The organism is Bacillus cereus group sp. N11, assembly GCF_016483605.1.
Classification (GTDB): domain Bacteria; phylum Bacillota; class Bacilli; order Bacillales; family Bacillaceae_G; genus Bacillus_A; species Bacillus_A toyonensis.
Window position 1 is genome coordinate 38837 of record NZ_JAEHBN010000019.1, and the last position, 17520, is coordinate 56356.

Consider the following 17520-nt stretch of genomic DNA (forward strand, 5'->3'; position numbering starts at 1 on the left):
AGTCTTTTTTTCTTTTCATAAGGGAGAAAAAACAAGGGATTTACAATTGCTCAGAATCTCTGCAATTGCATCTAGATGTATTGTAATATAAAATAGTTGAACAGGAGTTTAATTTATTATGGAGGTGCTATGTCTAGTATGAATACGAATGAAAGAATCGTACCCCTCCTACCATTAAGAGGCGTTCTCGTATATCCAACGATGGTTCTGCATCTTGATGTAGGACGTGATAAATCGATACAGGCACTAGAGCAGGCGGCAATGGATGAAAATATCATCTTTTTAGCGATGCAAAAAGAAATGAATATCGATGATCCGAAAGAAGATGACATATATAGTGTAGGTACAGTGGCGAAAGTGAAGCAAATGTTAAAATTGCCGAACGGTACGCTTCGTGTCCTTGTAGAAGGTTTACATAGAGCAGAAGTAGTAGAGTTTATCGAGGAAGAAAATGTAGTACAAGTTTCTATTAAAACGGTAACTGAAAAAGTGGAAGATGATTTAGAAGAGAAAGCTCTTATGCGTACGTTACTGGAGCATTTCGAACAATATATTAAAGTTTCGAAAAAAGTATCAAATGAAACATTTGCAACGGTAGCTGATGTAGAAGAACCAGGAAGACTAGCTGATTTAATTGCTTCTCACTTGCCAATTAAAACGAAACAGAAACAAGAAATTTTAGAGATTGTATCTGTGAAAGAACGATTACATACACTTATTTCAATTATTCAAGATGAACAAGAGTTACTTAGTTTAGAAAAGAAAATTGGACAAAAAGTGAAACGTTCAATGGAACGCACGCAAAAAGAATATTTCTTACGTGAGCAAATGAAGGCGATTCAAACTGAACTTGGCGATAAAGAAGGTAAGGGCGGGGAAGTTGAAGAACTTCGTGAGAAAATTGAACAGTCAGGAATGCCTGAAGAAACAACGAAGGCTGCACTGAAAGAATTAGATCGTTATGAAAAGCTACCAGCAAGTTCTGCGGAGAGCGGTGTTATTCGCAATTATATTGATTGGTTATTAGCACTTCCGTGGACAGAAGCGACAGAGGATATGATTGATCTTGTTCATTCTGAAGAGATTTTAAACAAAGATCATTACGGTCTTGAAAAAGTAAAAGAGCGAGTGCTTGAATATTTAGCTGTACAAAAATTGACGAACTCATTAAAAGGACCTATCCTTTGTTTAGTAGGCCCTCCAGGGGTCGGGAAAACTTCGTTAGCTCGTTCAATTGCGACATCATTAAATCGTAATTTTGTCCGTGTATCCCTTGGTGGTGTGCGTGATGAATCTGAAATTCGTGGTCACCGTCGTACATACGTTGGAGCAATGCCGGGACGCATTATTCAAGGTATGAAAAAGGCGAAAACAGTTAATCCAGTCTTCTTATTAGATGAGATTGATAAAATGTCTAACGATTTCCGTGGCGATCCATCAGCAGCATTACTTGAAGTGTTAGATCCAGAACAAAATCATAACTTCAGTGATCATTACATTGAAGAACCATATGATCTATCGAAAGTTATGTTTGTAGCAACCGCTAATACACTTTCAAGTATTCCGGGTCCATTACTTGACCGTATGGAAATTATTTCGATTGCTGGGTATACAGAACTGGAAAAGGTGCACATTGCTCGAGAGCATTTATTGCCGAAACAATTAAAAGAGCATGGCTTACGAAAAGGTAATTTACAAGTACGTGATGAAGCGCTTCTTGAAATTATTCGTTATTATACACGTGAGGCTGGTGTTCGTACGCTAGAGCGCCAAATTGCAAAAGTTTGTCGTAAAGCAGCGAAAATTATCGTTACAGCGGAACGTAAACGTATTGTTGTGACAGAGAAAAATATTGTAGATTTACTTGGTAAACACATATTCCGTTATGGGCAAGCAGAGAAAACAGACCAAGTCGGAATGGCAACCGGGTTAGCTTATACAGCAGCGGGCGGCGATACACTTGCAATTGAAGTGTCTGTAGCGCCAGGTAAAGGGAAATTAATTTTAACAGGGAAACTTGGGGATGTTATGAAAGAATCAGCACAAGCTGCGTTTAGCTATATTCGTTCTCGTGCCGAAGAGCTTCATATTGATCCAAATTTCCATGAGAAAAATGATATTCATATTCACGTTCCAGAAGGAGCAGTTCCAAAAGATGGACCGTCAGCAGGTATTACGATGGCAACGGCACTTATTTCTGCACTAACAGGTATTCCTGTAAGTAAAGAAGTTGGTATGACAGGTGAAATTACACTTCGTGGCCGTGTATTACCAATTGGTGGATTGAAAGAAAAAACATTAAGTGCTCATCGCGCAGGCTTAACAAAAATTATTTTGCCAGCAGAGAACGAGAAAGATTTAGATGATATTCCAGAAAGCGTAAAAGAAAATCTTACGTTTGTGCTTGCATCTCATTTAGACGAAGTATTGGAGCACGCATTAGTAGGAGTGAAACAATGAAAGTAACAAAAGCAGATATTGTAATTAGTGCTGTTAAACCAGAACAATATCCAGACAGTGATTTACCAGAAATTGCATTAGCAGGTCGTTCAAATGTCGGGAAGTCTTCCTTCATTAATAAAATTTTAAATCGTAAAAAGTTAGTACGTATTTCTTCTAAACCAGGAAAAACGCAAACGCTAAACTTTTTCTTAATCAATGAAATGATGCATTTTGTTGACGTTCCAGGTTATGGATATGCGAAAGTATCTAAAACGGAACGTGCAGCATGGGGCAAGATGATTGAAACGTACTTTACAACACGTGAGCAATTAGATGCAGCTGTATTAGTAGTAGATTTACGTCACCAACCAACAAACGATGATGTGATGATGTATGATTTCTTAAAGCATTATGAAATTCCAACAATTATTATTGCGACGAAAGCCGATAAAATTCCGAAAGGGAAATGGCAAAAGCATTTAAAAGTTGTAAAAGAAACGCTTGCTGTTGAAATTGGCGATGAAATCGTTCTATTCTCTTCTGAAACAGGACTTGGAAAAGAAGAAGCGTGGAAGGCAATTCATAAAATGACAAAAACAAAAAACGCGTGACGAATGTCGCGCGTTTTTTGTTTGTATAAATTTTTAGCGTACGTTTAATGTTACTTCAATATTCCCTCGTGTTGCTTTAGAGTACGGACATACACCGTGAGCGGCTTCTACAAGTTCTTGTGCTTCGGCATGAGAAACGCCAGCGACATGTACGTCAAGTACAGCAGATAGTCCGAAACCACCATCTGTATCTTTTCCGATAGAAACGTGAGCAGTTACTTCTGTACTTTCCACTTTCACTCGTTTTGTACGAATGACAAGTTGCAATGCACTATCAAAACAAGCGGCATAACCAGCGGCAAATAGTTGCTCAGGGTTTGTTGCTTCCCCGCCAGCACCACCTAATGCTTTCGGCATTTTTACATCAAGATTTAATATGCCATCATCTGAAACTACTTTCCCGTTTCTTCCACCTGTTGCTGTTACTGAAGCAGTATATAATTTATCCATGTTTATTCCCCTTTTCTATCATTTATTGTTTTCATTGTTTCAATTAGTTTATTTAATTGGGTTAATAAAGAACGATACTCTTGCTCTGTAATTCCTAAATTTGTAGCCATCGTTTTCGGTAATGAACAAGCCTTTTCTTTTAAATCTTTACCTTGTTCTGTTAATTCAATACAAACTTTTCGCTCATCTTCTTTTGAACGAACACGTTTTACAAGGTTTAATGATTCCATCCGTTTTAGCATAGGTGTTAACGTGCCGGAATCTAGAAATAGACGTTCTCCAATTTCTTTTACTGTTAGTCCGTCTTGTTCCCATAGTACAAGTAAAGTAATGTACTGAGGGTACGTAATACCCATTTCGTCTAAATACGGTCGATAAAAACGTGTAACCTCTCTAGAACAGGCGTAAATAGAAAAACAAAGTTGGTTATCTAGATGCAAAGAATCTTCTATCATGAATAACTCCTTTCTTTTTAAATTGTGAACAATTTAATTTTGTAAAACCAATATAACGAAAAATAAATACAATGTCAAATACATTGTATTGAGAAAGTGTGTGCTATATTTTGGAACAATCATACATATTTTCCTTCATGATGAAAGAAGATAGGAAAGATGATGTTATAATTTATATGGAATAGTTTCCATCACTTGATTATGAGGACTTTTTTTGGTAACGTACAAATAGAGTTATTAATTTATAATCATTATAAAGTAGGGAGCTTTTTATTAGTTTTACTGAATCTCCTTTATTACATACGGAGAATATATAAAAAATAATCGGTTGTTCACACGATTGTCAGATTCATAAGAGGAAAGTTGTATTATGATAGTAGATAAAGTGATAAAACGGGTGAAGGGGGACATGCTGCGTGCATATTCTTGTTGTTAGTGTAAATTATCGAACAGCCCCTGTAGAATTTCGTGAGAAACTCACATTTCAGGCAGCAGAGCTAGAACAAGCAATGACTACATTACAAAGTCAAAAGAGCGTGTTAGAAAATGTCATTGTATCAACTTGTAATCGCACTGAGATTTATGCTGTTGTCGATCAATTACACACGGGACGGTATTATATTAAGAAGTTTTTAGCTGATTGGTTTCAGCTTGAAATAGAAGAAGTCGCACCATATTTAACTATTTTTGAACAAGATGGTGCAATAGATCATTTATTCCGCGTAACGTGCGGTTTAGATTCTATGGTAGTTGGAGAAACGCAGATTTTAGGTCAAATAAAAGATAGCTTTTTAGAAGCGCAACAAGTAAAAGCGACAGGTACAATTTTTAATGAATTGTTTAAGCAAGTCATTACGTTAGCAAAACGTGCTCACTCAGAAACAACAATTGGTGAGAGTGCAATGTCTGTTAGTTATGCTGCTGTTGAACTTGGAAAGAAAATATTTGGTGAGTTAACAGATTGTCATGTACTTATTCTTGGTGCTGGTAAAATGGGAGAACTTGCATTACAAAATTTATACGGAAGCGGTGCTCGTAAAGTAACCGTTATGAATAGAACGCTTTCAAAAGCGGAAGTAATGGCTGAGAAATATATGGGACATGCAAAATCTTTAAGTGAATTACAATGTGCATTATTAGAAGCGGACATTTTAATTAGTTCCACTGGTGCATCAGAGTATGTCATTACGAAAGAGATGATGACAAAGGTAGAGAAAATGCGCTCTGGTCGTCCTTTATTTATGGTTGATATTGCAGTGCCACGTGATATTGATCCAGCAATTGATGAGTTAGAAGGTTCTTTCTTATATGACATTGATGATCTGCAAGGAGTAGTGGAAGCAAATCGTGCTGAGCGTTTGAAAGAAGCAGAGAAAATTCAATTTATGATTGAAGAGGAAATTGTTCTATTTAAAACGTGGTTAAGTACACTTGGTGTTGTTCCGTTAATAGCAGCTCTTCGTGATAAGGCACTTGTAATTCAAAGCGAAACGATGGAAAGTCTTGAACGAAAAATACCAAATCTTAGTGATCGTGAGAAAAAAGTAATTAGTAAGCATACGAAAAGTATTATTAACCAATTATTAAAAGACCCAATTTTAGTAGCAAAAGAAATAGCTGCTGAAGAGGGGGCGGGCGAAAAATTAGCGTTATTTGCAAAGATTTTTGATTTAGAAACGGAAGAAGTAGAGAGTCGTGCGGAAGAAGTAGAACATAAAAGAGTGTGGACACCATCCGTTCCATCTTTATAATTTGGAAGGATGATCGGATGAGTTTTTTAAATAACAGTATTATTTATCATATTGCAATTATTTTATATGCTTGTAGCATTAGTTTATATTTTATAGATTATTTCCAAAGTAACCGAAAGGCGAACCGATTTGCTTTTTGGTTACTTTCGATTGTATGGGTATTGCAGTCTATTTTTATGTTGCTTAGGGCGACAGATTCAGAAACGAATCCCATTTTAACTTTATTATCAGGGATTTATTTTTATGTTTGGTTATTGATTACGATGTCGTTAGTCATAAATCGATTTATGCGCGTTGACTTTTTAGTCTTCTTTACAAATGTTGTAGCATTTGGCGTAAGCGCCTTTTCTATTTTTACACCGCTCGGAAAGATGTCGCCAGTACTTGCAGAGCAATTAGTTTCAGAACTTGTATACGTGCATGTTGGAATGGCGATTATTTCTTATGCAACGTTTACGGTATCGTTTATTTTTTCTATTATGTATTTACTGCAATATCGCCTATTAAAAAAGAAAAAGTGGAATGCGAGATTAAGAAGGTTAGGGAATTTGCCGAAGCTTGAATCTACGTCTTACGGGTTAAATTTATTTTCTGTTCCATTTTTCTTACTAGCAATTTTATTAGGATGCATATGGGGATATACAAAATTGGACAATTTTCATTGGTATGATACGAAAGTAATCGGTTCGTTTGTCGTTCTATTTGTATATTGTACGGGCTTGTATTTACGAGCGGCAGATGTGTTGCAAGGGAAGAAAATTGTACTGTGGAATGTAGGGGCCTTTCTCGTAATGCTAGTTAACATTTTTCTATTAAGTAGTTTATCTAATTTCCACTTTTGGTATTTATAATGAGGAGAGAGAATTATGCGCAAAATTATTGTAGGTTCACGAAAGAGTAAGCTAGCATTGACGCAAACAAACTGGTTTATTGATCAGTTAAAAGCACTTGGTTTACCATATGAATTTGAAGTGAAAGAAATTGTCACTAAAGGTGATGTGATTTTAGATGTTACTCTTTCAAAAGTAGGCGGAAAAGGTTTGTTCGTTAAAGAAATTGAACATGCGTTACTTATGAAAGAAATCGATATGGCTGTACATAGTATGAAAGATATGCCAGCCGTACTTCCAGAAGGATTAATGATTGGCTGTACACCAAAGCGTGTTGACCCTCGTGATGCTTTTATTTCTAAAAGCGGAGAATCATTTAAAGATTTAGCAGAAGGTGCGATTTTAGGAACGAGTAGTTTAAGACGTAGTGCACAGTTATTAGCTGCGAGACCAGATTTACAAGTGAAATGGATTCGCGGAAATATCGATACACGTTTACGTAAATTAAAAGAAGAAGATTATGATGCAATTATTTTAGCGACAGCTGGATTACAAAGAATGGGCTGGGATGATGAAGTGATTACAGAACATTTAGATGAAACGTTATGTGTACCAGCTGTAGGACAAGGTGCATTAGCGATTGAATGTCGTGAGGACGATAACGATTTATTACAGTTGTTATCGCATATGAATGATGCTGTAACAGAGAGAACAGTGGCAGCGGAGCGAGTATTTCTTCATAAACTTGAAGGTGGATGTCAAGTTCCGATCGCTGGATATGCAACTCTTACAAAGGATGATGCAATCGAATTAACAGCTCTTGTCGGTTCTATGGACGGCTCTGTTTTATTAAAAGAGACAGTGGTAGGCGTTGAACCAAAGGAAGTAGGGCTAGAGGCTGCGGACCGTTTAATTAAACAAGGCGCAAAAGAACTCATTCTTGCTGCAAATAAGGGACAACAATAAATATGAATGCTCTTGCTGGCAAAACAGTATTGATTACACGTGCCCAGCATCAAGCGAAACAAATGAGTGTAGCAGTGAAAGAACGGAGCGGAATTCCATTGGAAATTCCGCTTTTGCGTATGGAAGGCACATCTCATAGGCGAATTCACCATACAGCAAGGCAGCTACATTCGTATGACTGGGTTATTTTTACGAGTAAAAATGGTGTAACTTTTTTTCTAGATGGTTTAGAAAAGAAACTACCATTAACTATTAAAATCGCTGCGGTAGGCGTGAAAACAAAATTAGAGTTAGAAAAAAGGGGCTATCAAGTTCATTTTGTTCCAACCTCATTTGTTGCAGAAGTGTTTGCCGAAGAGTTTCTAAAAGAATTAAGTGGAAACGAGCGTATTTTATTTCCGAAAGGGAATTTAGCGAGAGATGTAATTCCAGTTAAACTTCGGGGAATTGGTGTTTCTCTAGATGAGCTAATCGTATACGGTACGAAAGTAAATGTAGAGAAAAAACAAGAACTTATAACAGCATTGAAAGTAAGGAAAGTAAATGTTATTACATTTACGAGTCCTTCAACTGTTGATAGTTTTGTTCGTTTACTGGAGGGCACAAACTGGAGAGAATGGACAAAAAAATGTACAATTGCTTGTATAGGGCCTATTACGGAAAAAGAAGCGAACCTTTATTTTCCGCATGTTATTGTGCCGAAAGAGTACACTGTAGAAGCATTACTACAATGCATTTGTGAATCTATAAAGTGAAACTTTAATTAGTGGGAGGTTCATTCCACACTAATTATTAGCCCTCACCAATTGGGCGTTTATGGGCAGTTGATTTCCCATCTAACTTCTTTGCTCTAGCCGAATTTTGAGATGGGAGTCTTACTGCCCGTTAACGCGGGACAAAATAAAAGAATGGGGATAGAAATTTATGAACTCTTTACAATTTAATCGTCATCGTCGCTTAAGACAAAGCGGGGGCATGCGTGCGCTTGTGCGTGAAACGTTTTTACATACGGAAGATTTTATTTACCCTATTTTTGTATTAGAAGGAGAGAATGTTCGTAATGAAGTTCCTTCTATGCCGGGCGTATATCAAATCTCTTTAGATTTATTGCAAGCTGAAATGCAAGAGGTTGTTGATTTAGGTATTCGTTCTGTTATTGTATTTGGTTTACCTGCTGAAAAGGATGAAGTTGGATCATCAGCGTATTGTGATCATGGAATTGTACAGCGTGCCATTAAGCAAATTAAAGGTGAGTTCCCTGAGTTAGTAGTAGTTGCAGATACATGTTTATGTCAATTCACAAGCCATGGTCATTGCGGTGTAATTGAAGATGGTATTATTTTAAATGACGAGTCTCTTGCAGTACTTGCGAAAACAGCTGTAAGCCAAGCGAAAGCAGGAGCGGACATTATTGCGCCATCAAACATGATGGACGGATTCGTAACAGCAATTCGCCATGCGTTAGATGAGAATGGTTTTGGACACGTACCAGTTATGTCGTACGCTGTGAAATATTCATCAGCATTTTATGGACCGTTCCGTGATGCTGCACACGGCGCGCCGCAATTTGGTGACCGTAAAACATATCAAATGGACCCAGCGAACCGTATGGAGGCATTCCGTGAAGCAGAATCAGATGTAATGGAAGGTGCTGATTTCTTAATTGTAAAGCCAGCTCTTTCTTACTTAGATATCATTCGTGATGTGAAAAATAACTTTAATTTACCAATCGTTGCTTACAACGTAAGTGGTGAATATTCAATGATTAAAGCGGCAGCGCAAAATGGTTGGATTAATGAAAAAGAAGTTGTGCTTGAAAAATTAATTAGCATGAAACGTGCAGGAGCAGACTTAATTATTACGTATCATGCGAAAGATGCAGCAAAATGGTTACAAGAAGGAGGCGCTAAATAATGAAAAAGTTTGATAAATCGATTGCGGCGTTTGAAGAGGCACAAGACTTAATGCCTGGTGGCGTAAATAGCCCTGTTCGTGCCTTTAAATCTGTTGGTATGAATCCATTGTTTATGGAGCGTGGAAAAGGCTCTAAAGTATATGATATTGATGGAAATGAATACATCGATTACGTATTATCATGGGGTCCTTTAATTCATGGTCATGCAAATGATCGTGTTGTTGAAGCGTTAAAATCTGTTGCTGAAAGAGGTACAAGCTTCGGTGCGCCGACAGAAATCGAAAATAAATTAGCGAAACTTGTTATTGAGCGTGTACCATCGATTGAAATTGTCCGCATGGTTAACTCTGGAACAGAAGCGACAATGAGTGCACTACGTTTAGCTCGTGGTTATACAGGCCGTAACAAAATTTTAAAATTTATTGGTTGTTACCACGGTCATGGTGATTCGTTATTAATTAAAGCTGGTTCTGGTGTGGCGACTCTAGGTTTACCAGATAGCCCTGGCGTACCAGAAGGTGTAGCGAAAAATACGATTACAGTAGCTTATAATGATTTAGAAAGTGTGAAGTACGCTTTTGAACAATTCGGTGATGATATTGCTTGTGTAATTGTAGAACCAGTAGCAGGGAATATGGGGGTTGTTCCTCCGCAACCAGGATTTTTAGAAGGGCTTCGTGAAGTAACAGAACAAAACGGTGCACTGCTTATTTTTGATGAAGTAATGACAGGATTCCGTGTTGCTTATAACTGTGGACAAGGTTACTACGGTGTAACACCTGATTTAACTTGTTTAGGTAAAGTAATCGGTGGTGGCTTACCAGTAGGGGCGTACGGTGGTAAAGCAGAAATTATGCGTCAAGTTGCGCCGAGCGGACCGATTTATCAAGCTGGTACTTTATCAGGTAACCCACTTGCAATGGCAGCAGGTTATGAAACGTTAGTACAATTAACGCCAGAATCATATGTAGAGTTTGAGCGTAAAGCAGAAATGTTAGAAGCGGGACTACGTAAAGCGGCTGAAAAACATGGTATTCCTCATCATATTAACCGTGCAGGCTCTATGATTGGTATTTTCTTTACAGATGAGCCGGTTATTAATTACGATACAGCGAAATCTTCAAACTTAGAATTCTTCGCGGCTTACTATCGTGAAATGGTAGAACAAGGTGTATTCTTGCCACCATCTCAATTTGAAGGTTTGTTCTTATCGACAGCACATAGTGATGCAGATATTGAAGCGACGATTGCAGCGGCTGAAATTGCAATGTCAAAGTTACAAGCATAATATATTAGAGAAAATCGCTCTCCATAAGGGGAGCGATTTTTTTTATTCATAAAGTGGGCTTTACATACATAAATCTGTAATGACATATAGTTTGGGAGGGGGAAAAGAAGTGACAACAGATCATTCGTTACGATTTTCATTAAAAGAATCTGTTTGGTTCCAAAAAGGACAGGAAGTCGAAGAACTTTTGTCAATTTCGTTAGATCCAGACGTTGAGATAGAAGAGCTTGATCATGAAGTTATCGTGAGAGGGCAGTTAGATTTAACGGGGGAGTATGTTGCAAGGCAAGATGATTCGGCCTATTCATTAAGAGAACTATCGCCAGCAAAGTCAATTGATTATGTAGAAACAAGGGAAGATGGGGTGAATGAACTTGTTCATTCCTTTCCACTTGAAATATCAATTCCAAGAAATCGAGTGAAAGTAATTGAAGAATTATATGTATCAATTGAAGAATTTGATTATGAATTGAAGGAAAATGGTTGCTTACAATTATTAGCGGATATATCTATTACAGGTTTATGTGATGAGGAAAGAATCGAGGATGAAGAGGAAGAAACGGCGTATGCTGAGTTAGAAGATGATTCAGCTGAAGAGGATGAAAATAGACCCGCGCCGCATGTAGCGGAACCAACCTATAAAGAATCGGATGAATGGGAAGATTACGCATTTGAACCGTTCCAGCTAGAAGAAAGAAAAGAGCAAGAAGAAGCGGAAGAGGAATTGGCAGAACATGAATTTGCGGAGCGTGAAGAGGGGCAAGAAACGACGCTGCAATTTGAATTGTTTGGACGAAAAGATTATCAAAAAGAAAAGGCGAAAAAGCAGGAAGAGCAAGAAGAGGCATACTCACAGCGAGATGAAAATGCGCTTTATTTAACACAATTATTTACGAAAGAACCGGAAGAAGAATTTACGAAGTTAAGAATGTATTTCGTGCAAGAAGGGGATACAATCGAATCTGTTGCAGAACGTTATGACACGTCTGTACAAAATTTATACCGTGTTAATCAAACAGAAGATATATATTTAACTACGGGACAAATTATTTATATTCCCGTTTCAAAAGCAAAGGTGAAATAAGGGGGTGAGTGCTTTCACTCCCCTATTGTCCTAGAGGCTATGTTTTGAATAGAAAGGGTCATTCGTATGGATATTGAATTACGAAATCGCTATGAACCCATTGTAAGGCAATATAGATTGGATACGCAGCATATGGAAGAGCACGGAAGTGTAACGAAAATTTACACGAATCAAGGTCCATATGCGCTAAAGAAAATAGAAGATAGAAAGTTAGAGCGGAATAACTTTCTACATCATATTCAATATTTGAAGGAGAAAGGTTTTTCAAATTATGTACCTATATACCATGCGACGGATGGGAATTATATTTTAAGTGACGGGACTTATAATTATTATTTAATGCCTTGGTTAGAACGTGCGGAAGGAAACGGCGAGGATAATGATCAATACCATAAAATGTTTCAAACACTTGGAACGTTGCACCAAAAAACGGTGAAAGAAGAAACATATACAGAAGAAGATTTAGAAAAACATTACACAAGTATATCCGATCGTTGGGAAAATGATGGTGAGATGTTAGAAGAGTTTCTTGTAGAATCTGAAGCGAAGTGGTATATGTCTCCGTTTGAATTACAATATTGTACGTACTATCATCATGTAATGAGGGCGCGTGAATTTGCAACGAAGCAATTAAATGAGTGGAACGATGCGATGAAAGAAAAAGATAAAACACGCATTACTTTTGTGCATGGTAACGTGTCACTTAATCATTTTTTATTTGACTATGAACGGAATGGCTATTTTATTAGTTTAGAAAAATCGAAGTTTGCAACGCCTGTGCAAGATATTGTAGGGTTTTATTCGCGGTCTTTAAACACATATCCAATTGCGCGAAGTGATCGTTTTGAATGGTATCAAATGTACCAAAAAAACTTCCCGTTTACGAAAGAAGAGCAACTGCTTATGTATGCTTACATGACCTATCCATCGCAATTTATTCGGCAAATTGAGTCTTATAAAAAAAGAAGGCAGAGTCGCAATAAGGAAAATGAGATTCGCGGAGTAAAGAGCTTGCAACAATCACATTGGCTCGTTAGCAATGTAGAATATTTCCTGTCACAATTACAAGCTGCCCAGCAAGGGAACGGATAAAGTGAAACTTTAATCAGTGGCGGGGGTATTACCGCCCGTAAATAGAGGGGTAAAAAAGATAAGTGGAGGATGCTACTTATCTTTTTTATATTCGCCCGGAAAGTGATAGTCTTAAATTTATCTTGACGAATAAGGTTTCGTTTTTTACACTATTGTATATAATAATTAACAATCATATAAATGCCTTGAAGGGGAAGAGTATAACATGAAACGTCTTCAGAGAGGAGAATCATTAGCTGGGAGATTCTCTAGATAGTTATGTTAGAAGGTAGCCCTGGAGCATCTTTTCTGAACGGAATAGTTCTCATTAGGAAAAGACGGATTTGTCCGTTATCAAATTAAGAGTATAAGCAAATTCTGAATTTGTTTGTAAATAAAGGTGGTACCGCGATGTCCCTCGTCCTTTTTTGGATGAGGGGCATTTTTTATTTTAAGGAGGGAAAATAATGTCAAACACGGAAAAGAATTTACCAACTAAATATGATCATATGTCCGTTGAAGAAGGCCTTTATCAATGGTGGCTTGAAGGCAAATATTTCGAAGCAACAGGAGACGAGAAGAAACAACCGTATACAATTGTAATTCCACCTCCGAACGTAACTGGTAAGTTACACTTAGGTCATGCTTGGGATACAACTCTTCAAGATATTTTAACTCGTACGAAGCGTATGCAAGGATACGATGTATTATGGCTTCCAGGAATGGACCATGCGGGTATCGCAACACAAGCGAAAGTAGAAGGAAAACTTCGTGAAGAAGGTATTTCACGTTACGATCTTGGCCGTGAGAAATTCCTTGAAAAAGCTTGGGAGTGGAAAGAAGAGTACGCTTCTCACATTCGTCAACAATGGGGGAAAGTTGGTTTAGGACTAGACTATTCTCGTGAACGTTTCACATTAGACGAAGGTTTATCTGATGCAGTTAATAAAGTATTCGTTCAATTATACGAAAAAGGCTTAATTTACCGCGGTGAATATATTATCAACTGGGACCCAGCAACACGTACAGCTCTTTCTGATATCGAAGTAATTCATAAAGAGGTTCAAGGTGCATTCTACCATATGAACTATCCGTTAACAGATGGTTCTGGTCACATTCGTCTTGCAACCACTCGTCCAGAAACGATGCTTGGTGATACAGCTGTAGCAGTTCATCCAGAAGACGATCGTTACAAACATTTAATCGGAAAAACAGTTACCCTTCCAATCGTAGGCCGTGAGATTCCGATTATTGCCGATGAGTACGTAGAAAAAGACTTTGGAACAGGCGTTGTAAAAATTACACCAGCTCATGACCCGAATGACTTTGAAGTAGGTAACCGTCATGACTTACCACGCATCTTAGTAATGAACGAAGATGGAACGATGAACGAAAAAGCTGGTAAGTATAACGGTATGGACCGTTTCGAATGCCGTAAAGCGTTAGTGAAAGACTTACAAGAAGCGGACGTATTAGTAGAAATTGAGCCTCATATGCATTCAGTAGGTCATAGTGAGCGTAGCGGTGCAGTTGTTGAGCCTTATTTATCAACACAATGGTTCGTAAAAATGGCTCCACTTGCAGAAAAAGCAGTAGCACTTCAACAAAAAGAAGAAGAAAAAGTAACGTTCGTACCAGAGCGTTTTGAAAACACATACTTACGCTGGATGGAAAACATTCATGACTGGTGTATTTCTCGTCAATTATGGTGGGGACACCGCATTCCAGCTTGGTATCATAAAGAAACTGGTGAAGTATACGTAGGTACTGAAGCGCCAACGGATATTGAAAACTGGAATCAAGATAACGACGTACTTGATACATGGTTTAGCTCAGCGTTATGGCCGTTCTCAACACTTGGTTGGCCAAATGAAGAGGCAGTAGACTTTAAAAAGTTCTATTCAACAGATGCTTTAGTAACTGGTTATGACATCATCTTCTTCTGGGTATCTCGTATGATTTTCCAAGGTTTAGAGTTTACAGGAGAGCGTCCATTTAAAGATGTATTAATTCACGGTTTAGTTCGTGATGAACAGGGACGTAAAATGAGTAAATCTCTTGGTAACGGTATCGATCCGATGGATGTTATCGAGAAGTACGGTGCAGATGCAATGCGTTACTTCTTATCAACAGGAAGTGCACCAGGCCAAGATTTACGTTTCAGCATGGAAAAAGTAGAATCTACTTGGAACTTCATTAATAAAATTTGGAACGCATCACGTTTCGTATTAATGAACATGGATGATATGAAGTATGAAGAAATCGATTTAACTGGTGAAAAATCAGTTGCAGATAAGTGGATTTTAACTCGCTTAAACGAAACGATTGAAAGTGTAACACGTAACATGGATAAATATGAGTTCGGTGAAGCTGGTCGTTCATTATACAACTTCATTTGGGATGATTTCTGTGACTGGTACATTGAGATGGCGAAACTTCCACTATACGGTGAAGATGAAGTAGCTAAGAAAACAACTCGTTCTATTTTAGCTTACGTATTAGACCAAACGATGCGTCTATTACACCCATTCATGCCGTTCGTAACAGAGAAGATTTGGCAACATTTACCGCATGAAGGCGAGTCTATTACAGTAGCGGCTTGGCCAACAGTTCGCGAAGATTTACAAGATAAAGAAGCGGCAGCAGAAATGCACCTTCTAGTTGATATCATTCGCTCTGTTCGTAACATCCGTGCAGAAGTAAATACGCCAATGAGCAAAAAAGTTCAAATGCAAATTAAAGCAAAAGATGAGGCTATCCTTGCTCAACTTACGAAAAACAGCTCTTACATTGAGCGTTTCTGTAACCCAAGTGAATTAACAATTCAAACGAATTTACAAGCGCCAGAAAAAGCGATGACTGCAATCGTATCAGGTGCAGAGTTATTCTTACCGTTAGCTGATCTTATCAACCTTGACGAAGAGAGAGCACGTCTTGAAAAAGAACTTGAGAAGTTCGATAAAGAGGTAGAACGTGTACAGAAGAAACTTTCAAACCAAGGCTTCGTAGCGAAAGCTCCTGCGGCAGTTATTGACGGAGAGCGTGCGAAAGAGCAAGATTACCTAGAAAAACGCGAAGCAGTTCGCCAACGTCTAGCAGATCTTGAGAAATAAAGTGTATTTTAGAGACTCACTATATTGGTGAGTCTCTTTTCTTTGCGTATAATAGAATGATGAAGGTTGTCTTTTGAAAGGGGAAAACATACGTGATACATACATACGAAGAAGCGATAGGGTGGATTCATAGTCGATTGAAGTTTGGTATTAAACCAGGATTAGAAAGAATGAGCTGGATGCTAGAAGAACTCGGAAATCCAGAGCGTCATATAAAATGTGTTCATCTTGCTGGTACAAATGGAAAAGGTTCAACTTTAACGTATATGCGCTACATGCTAGAAGGCGCAAAATATAAGGTTGGAACATTTACCTCTCCTTACATTGAAACATTTAATGAGCGTATTAGTGTGAACGGAACACCAATTGCAGATGAAGAGATTGCGGAACTTGTAAACATGGTAAAGCCAGTCGTTGAAAAACTAGACGAGACGGATTTAGGGGAAGCGACTGAGTTTGAGATTATTACTGTTATGGCAATTTGTTATTTCGGTAAAATCAATTTCTGTGATGTTGTTTTATTTGAAACAGGGCTTGGAGGGCGCTTTGACTCTACGAATGTTATTCATCCTATTCTCACAATTATTACAAATATCGGCCACGATCATATGCATATTTTAGGGGATACACTAGGAGAAATTGCGTATGAGAAGGCAGGAATTATTAAGTCGGGTGTTCCGGTTATTACAGGCGTGCAAGATGATGAAGCATTGCAGGTCATTCAAAAGGTTGCAAAGGAAAATCATGCAAACTTATATGAACTGGGCAAACATTTTACAGCGTTACATAAACAGTCTAACGAAGATGGGGAACGTTTTGATTTTGCTTGTCCTTTCGCATCTTTTGAAGATGTTCGAATGTCAATGAAAGGTGTTCACCAAGTAGGAAATGCCTCACTAGCACTTATGGCAATTATGTATTTAAAAACATATGTATCATTTTTAATTGAGGAAGAGGAAATAAGAGCTGGATTACATGAAGCGTATTGGATTGGCCGATTTGAAAAGCTGAAAAGTAATCCTGATATTATAATAGATGGTGCTCATAATCCAGAAGGTATTGAGAGTCTTGTGAAAACAGTAGAGGCACATTATAAAGATAAAAATATAATAGTTTTATTTACTGCGCTTGGTGATAAACAGTTGCATAACATGGTAGGTCAATTAGAAACAATTGCCGATGAAATTATTTTTACAACATTCGCCTTTGATCGTGCCATTTCCGCTGACAAACTTGCAGCGCATTCGCAAAAAAAATCAAAAATAGTCTTTGAAGATTGGAAAGAGGCAATTGATACAAAGGTTGAAATGATAGGGGGAAATGATGTCTTTATCATAACGGGTTCTCTATATTTCATTTCTGAAGTTAGAAAATATATTCGCGAGAAAAACTAGATAGCCTTTGCTATCTAGTTTTTTTGTTCTACAAATGAAGTCAAATGCATACATATAAGATAATTATATAGGGTTATTTGGCGAATTCCTCTGACAAATATCTCGTTTTTTTGTGAAATGAATATGATATGATGCGGACAACGACAAGAG

14 protein-coding genes and 1 other annotated feature are annotated in these 17520 nt (G+C 37.7%); of the genes, 12 read left to right on the forward strand and 2 right to left on the reverse strand.

Annotation, left to right across the window (positions count from 1 at the left end):
* The first annotated feature begins 129 nt into the window (after positions 1-129).
* Together lon and ysxC are read left to right on the forward strand one after the other, a co-directional pair.
* Positions 130-2460 carry an endopeptidase La gene (gene lon / locus JDS98_RS24585; protein WP_097957287.1) on the forward strand — a complete coding sequence of 777 codons (2331 nt, stop codon included), beginning with the start codon at positions 130-132 and terminating at the stop codon, positions 2458-2460.
* Positions 2457-3053, forward strand: a complete 597-nt coding sequence (gene ysxC / locus JDS98_RS24590) for a ribosome biogenesis GTP-binding protein YsxC (protein WP_000869123.1) — start codon at positions 2457-2459, stop codon at positions 3051-3053. The genes lon and ysxC overlap by 4 nt, the downstream gene beginning before the upstream one ends.
* 33 nt (positions 3054-3086) lie before the next feature.
* Here the strand turns inward: ysxC and JDS98_RS24595 are convergent, their stop codons facing one another.
* Positions 3087-3503 (reverse strand): organic hydroperoxide resistance protein, encoded by a 417-nt coding sequence (locus JDS98_RS24595; protein ID WP_000359777.1) that lies wholly within the window; start codon positions 3501-3503, stop codon positions 3087-3089.
* Positions 3504-3505: 2 nt separating this feature from the next.
* The gene (locus JDS98_RS24600; RefSeq protein ID WP_000568750.1) at positions 3506-3958 is read right to left on the reverse strand and encodes a MarR family winged helix-turn-helix transcriptional regulator; all 453 of its coding nucleotides are present in this window, start codon (positions 3956-3958) and stop codon (positions 3506-3508) included.
* A 416-nt stretch (positions 3959-4374) separates the two neighbouring features.
* Between JDS98_RS24600 and hemA the strand changes: the two genes are divergently transcribed.
* The 10 genes from hemA to JDS98_RS24650 all read left to right on the forward strand — a co-directional run bounded on the left by hemA (position 4375) and on the right by JDS98_RS24650 (position 17370).
* On the forward strand, positions 4375-5709 hold the full coding sequence (gene hemA, locus JDS98_RS24605; RefSeq protein WP_000547854.1) for a glutamyl-tRNA reductase: 1335 nt from the start codon (positions 4375-4377) through the stop codon (positions 5707-5709).
* A gap of 17 nt (positions 5710-5726) precedes the next feature.
* On the forward strand, positions 5727-6560 hold the full coding sequence (locus tag JDS98_RS24610) for a cytochrome c biogenesis protein (protein WP_000009003.1): 834 nt from the start codon (positions 5727-5729) through the stop codon (positions 6558-6560).
* Between the two features lie 15 nt (positions 6561-6575).
* Complete coding sequence (gene hemC, locus JDS98_RS24615) at positions 6576-7505, forward strand: hydroxymethylbilane synthase (protein WP_001226391.1); 930 nt, start codon at positions 6576-6578, stop codon at positions 7503-7505.
* A 2-nt stretch (positions 7506-7507) separates the two neighbouring features.
* Positions 7508-8260: a uroporphyrinogen-III synthase gene (hemD, locus tag JDS98_RS24620; RefSeq protein WP_000992364.1), complete on the forward strand. Its 753-nt coding sequence runs from the start codon at positions 7508-7510 to the stop codon at positions 8258-8260.
* Positions 8261-8429: 169 nt separating this feature from the next.
* Positions 8430-9419 carry a porphobilinogen synthase gene (hemB, locus tag JDS98_RS24625; protein WP_001087055.1) on the forward strand — a complete coding sequence of 330 codons (990 nt, stop codon included), beginning with the start codon at positions 8430-8432 and terminating at the stop codon, positions 9417-9419.
* Positions 9419-10708 carry a glutamate-1-semialdehyde 2,1-aminomutase gene (gene hemL / locus JDS98_RS24630; RefSeq protein ID WP_000712944.1) on the forward strand — a complete coding sequence of 430 codons (1290 nt, stop codon included), beginning with the start codon at positions 9419-9421 and terminating at the stop codon, positions 10706-10708. The genes hemB and hemL overlap by 1 nt, the downstream gene beginning before the upstream one ends.
* Before the next feature lie 79 nt (positions 10709-10787).
* On the forward strand, positions 10788-11792 hold the full coding sequence (spoVID, locus tag JDS98_RS24635; RefSeq protein WP_106080608.1) for a stage VI sporulation protein D: 1005 nt from the start codon (positions 10788-10790) through the stop codon (positions 11790-11792).
* A gap of 66 nt (positions 11793-11858) precedes the next feature.
* Positions 11859-12884, forward strand: a complete 1026-nt coding sequence (gene ysxE / locus JDS98_RS24640) for a spore coat protein YsxE (protein ID WP_000350668.1) — start codon at positions 11859-11861, stop codon at positions 12882-12884.
* 176 nt (positions 12885-13060) lie between these two features.
* Positions 13061-13292, forward strand: a binding site (T-box leader).
* Positions 13293-13330: 38 nt separating this feature from the next.
* The gene (locus tag JDS98_RS24645; protein ID WP_098911467.1) at positions 13331-15976 is read left to right on the forward strand and encodes a valine--tRNA ligase; all 2646 of its coding nucleotides are present in this window, start codon (positions 13331-13333) and stop codon (positions 15974-15976) included.
* Positions 15977-16068: 92 nt separating this feature from the next.
* A complete protein-coding gene (locus JDS98_RS24650; RefSeq protein ID WP_000582087.1) occupies positions 16069-17370 on the forward strand; it encodes a bifunctional folylpolyglutamate synthase/dihydrofolate synthase in 1302 nt (433 codons plus the stop codon).
* Positions 17371-17520 lie beyond the last annotated feature (150 nt).

What these genes read in the sequence shown, in the direction of transcription:
- lon (WP_097957287.1), top strand. Translation starts at nt 130, where the DNA reads ATGTCTAGTATGAATACGAATGAAAGAATCGTACCCCTCCTACCATTA.
- ysxC (WP_000869123.1), top strand. Translation starts at nt 2,457, where the DNA reads ATGAAAGTAACAAAAGCAGATATTGTAATTAGTGCTGTTAAACCAGAA.
- JDS98_RS24595 (WP_000359777.1), bottom strand. Translation starts at nt 3,503, where the DNA reads ATGGATAAATTATATACTGCTTCAGTAACAGCAACAGGTGGAAGAAAC.
- JDS98_RS24600 (WP_000568750.1), bottom strand. Translation starts at nt 3,958, where the DNA reads ATGATAGAAGATTCTTTGCATCTAGATAACCAACTTTGTTTTTCTATT.
- JDS98_RS24610 (WP_000009003.1), top strand. Translation starts at nt 5,727, where the DNA reads ATGAGTTTTTTAAATAACAGTATTATTTATCATATTGCAATTATTTTA.
- hemC (WP_001226391.1), top strand. Translation starts at nt 6,576, where the DNA reads ATGCGCAAAATTATTGTAGGTTCACGAAAGAGTAAGCTAGCATTGACG.
- hemD (WP_000992364.1), top strand. Translation starts at nt 7,508, where the DNA reads ATGAATGCTCTTGCTGGCAAAACAGTATTGATTACACGTGCCCAGCAT.
- hemB (WP_001087055.1), top strand. Translation starts at nt 8,430, where the DNA reads ATGAACTCTTTACAATTTAATCGTCATCGTCGCTTAAGACAAAGCGGG.
- hemL (WP_000712944.1), top strand. Translation starts at nt 9,419, where the DNA reads ATGAAAAAGTTTGATAAATCGATTGCGGCGTTTGAAGAGGCACAAGAC.
- spoVID (WP_106080608.1), top strand. Translation starts at nt 10,788, where the DNA reads ATGACATATAGTTTGGGAGGGGGAAAAGAAGTGACAACAGATCATTCG.
- ysxE (WP_000350668.1), top strand. Translation starts at nt 11,859, where the DNA reads ATGGATATTGAATTACGAAATCGCTATGAACCCATTGTAAGGCAATAT.
- JDS98_RS24645 (WP_098911467.1), top strand. Translation starts at nt 13,331, where the DNA reads ATGTCAAACACGGAAAAGAATTTACCAACTAAATATGATCATATGTCC.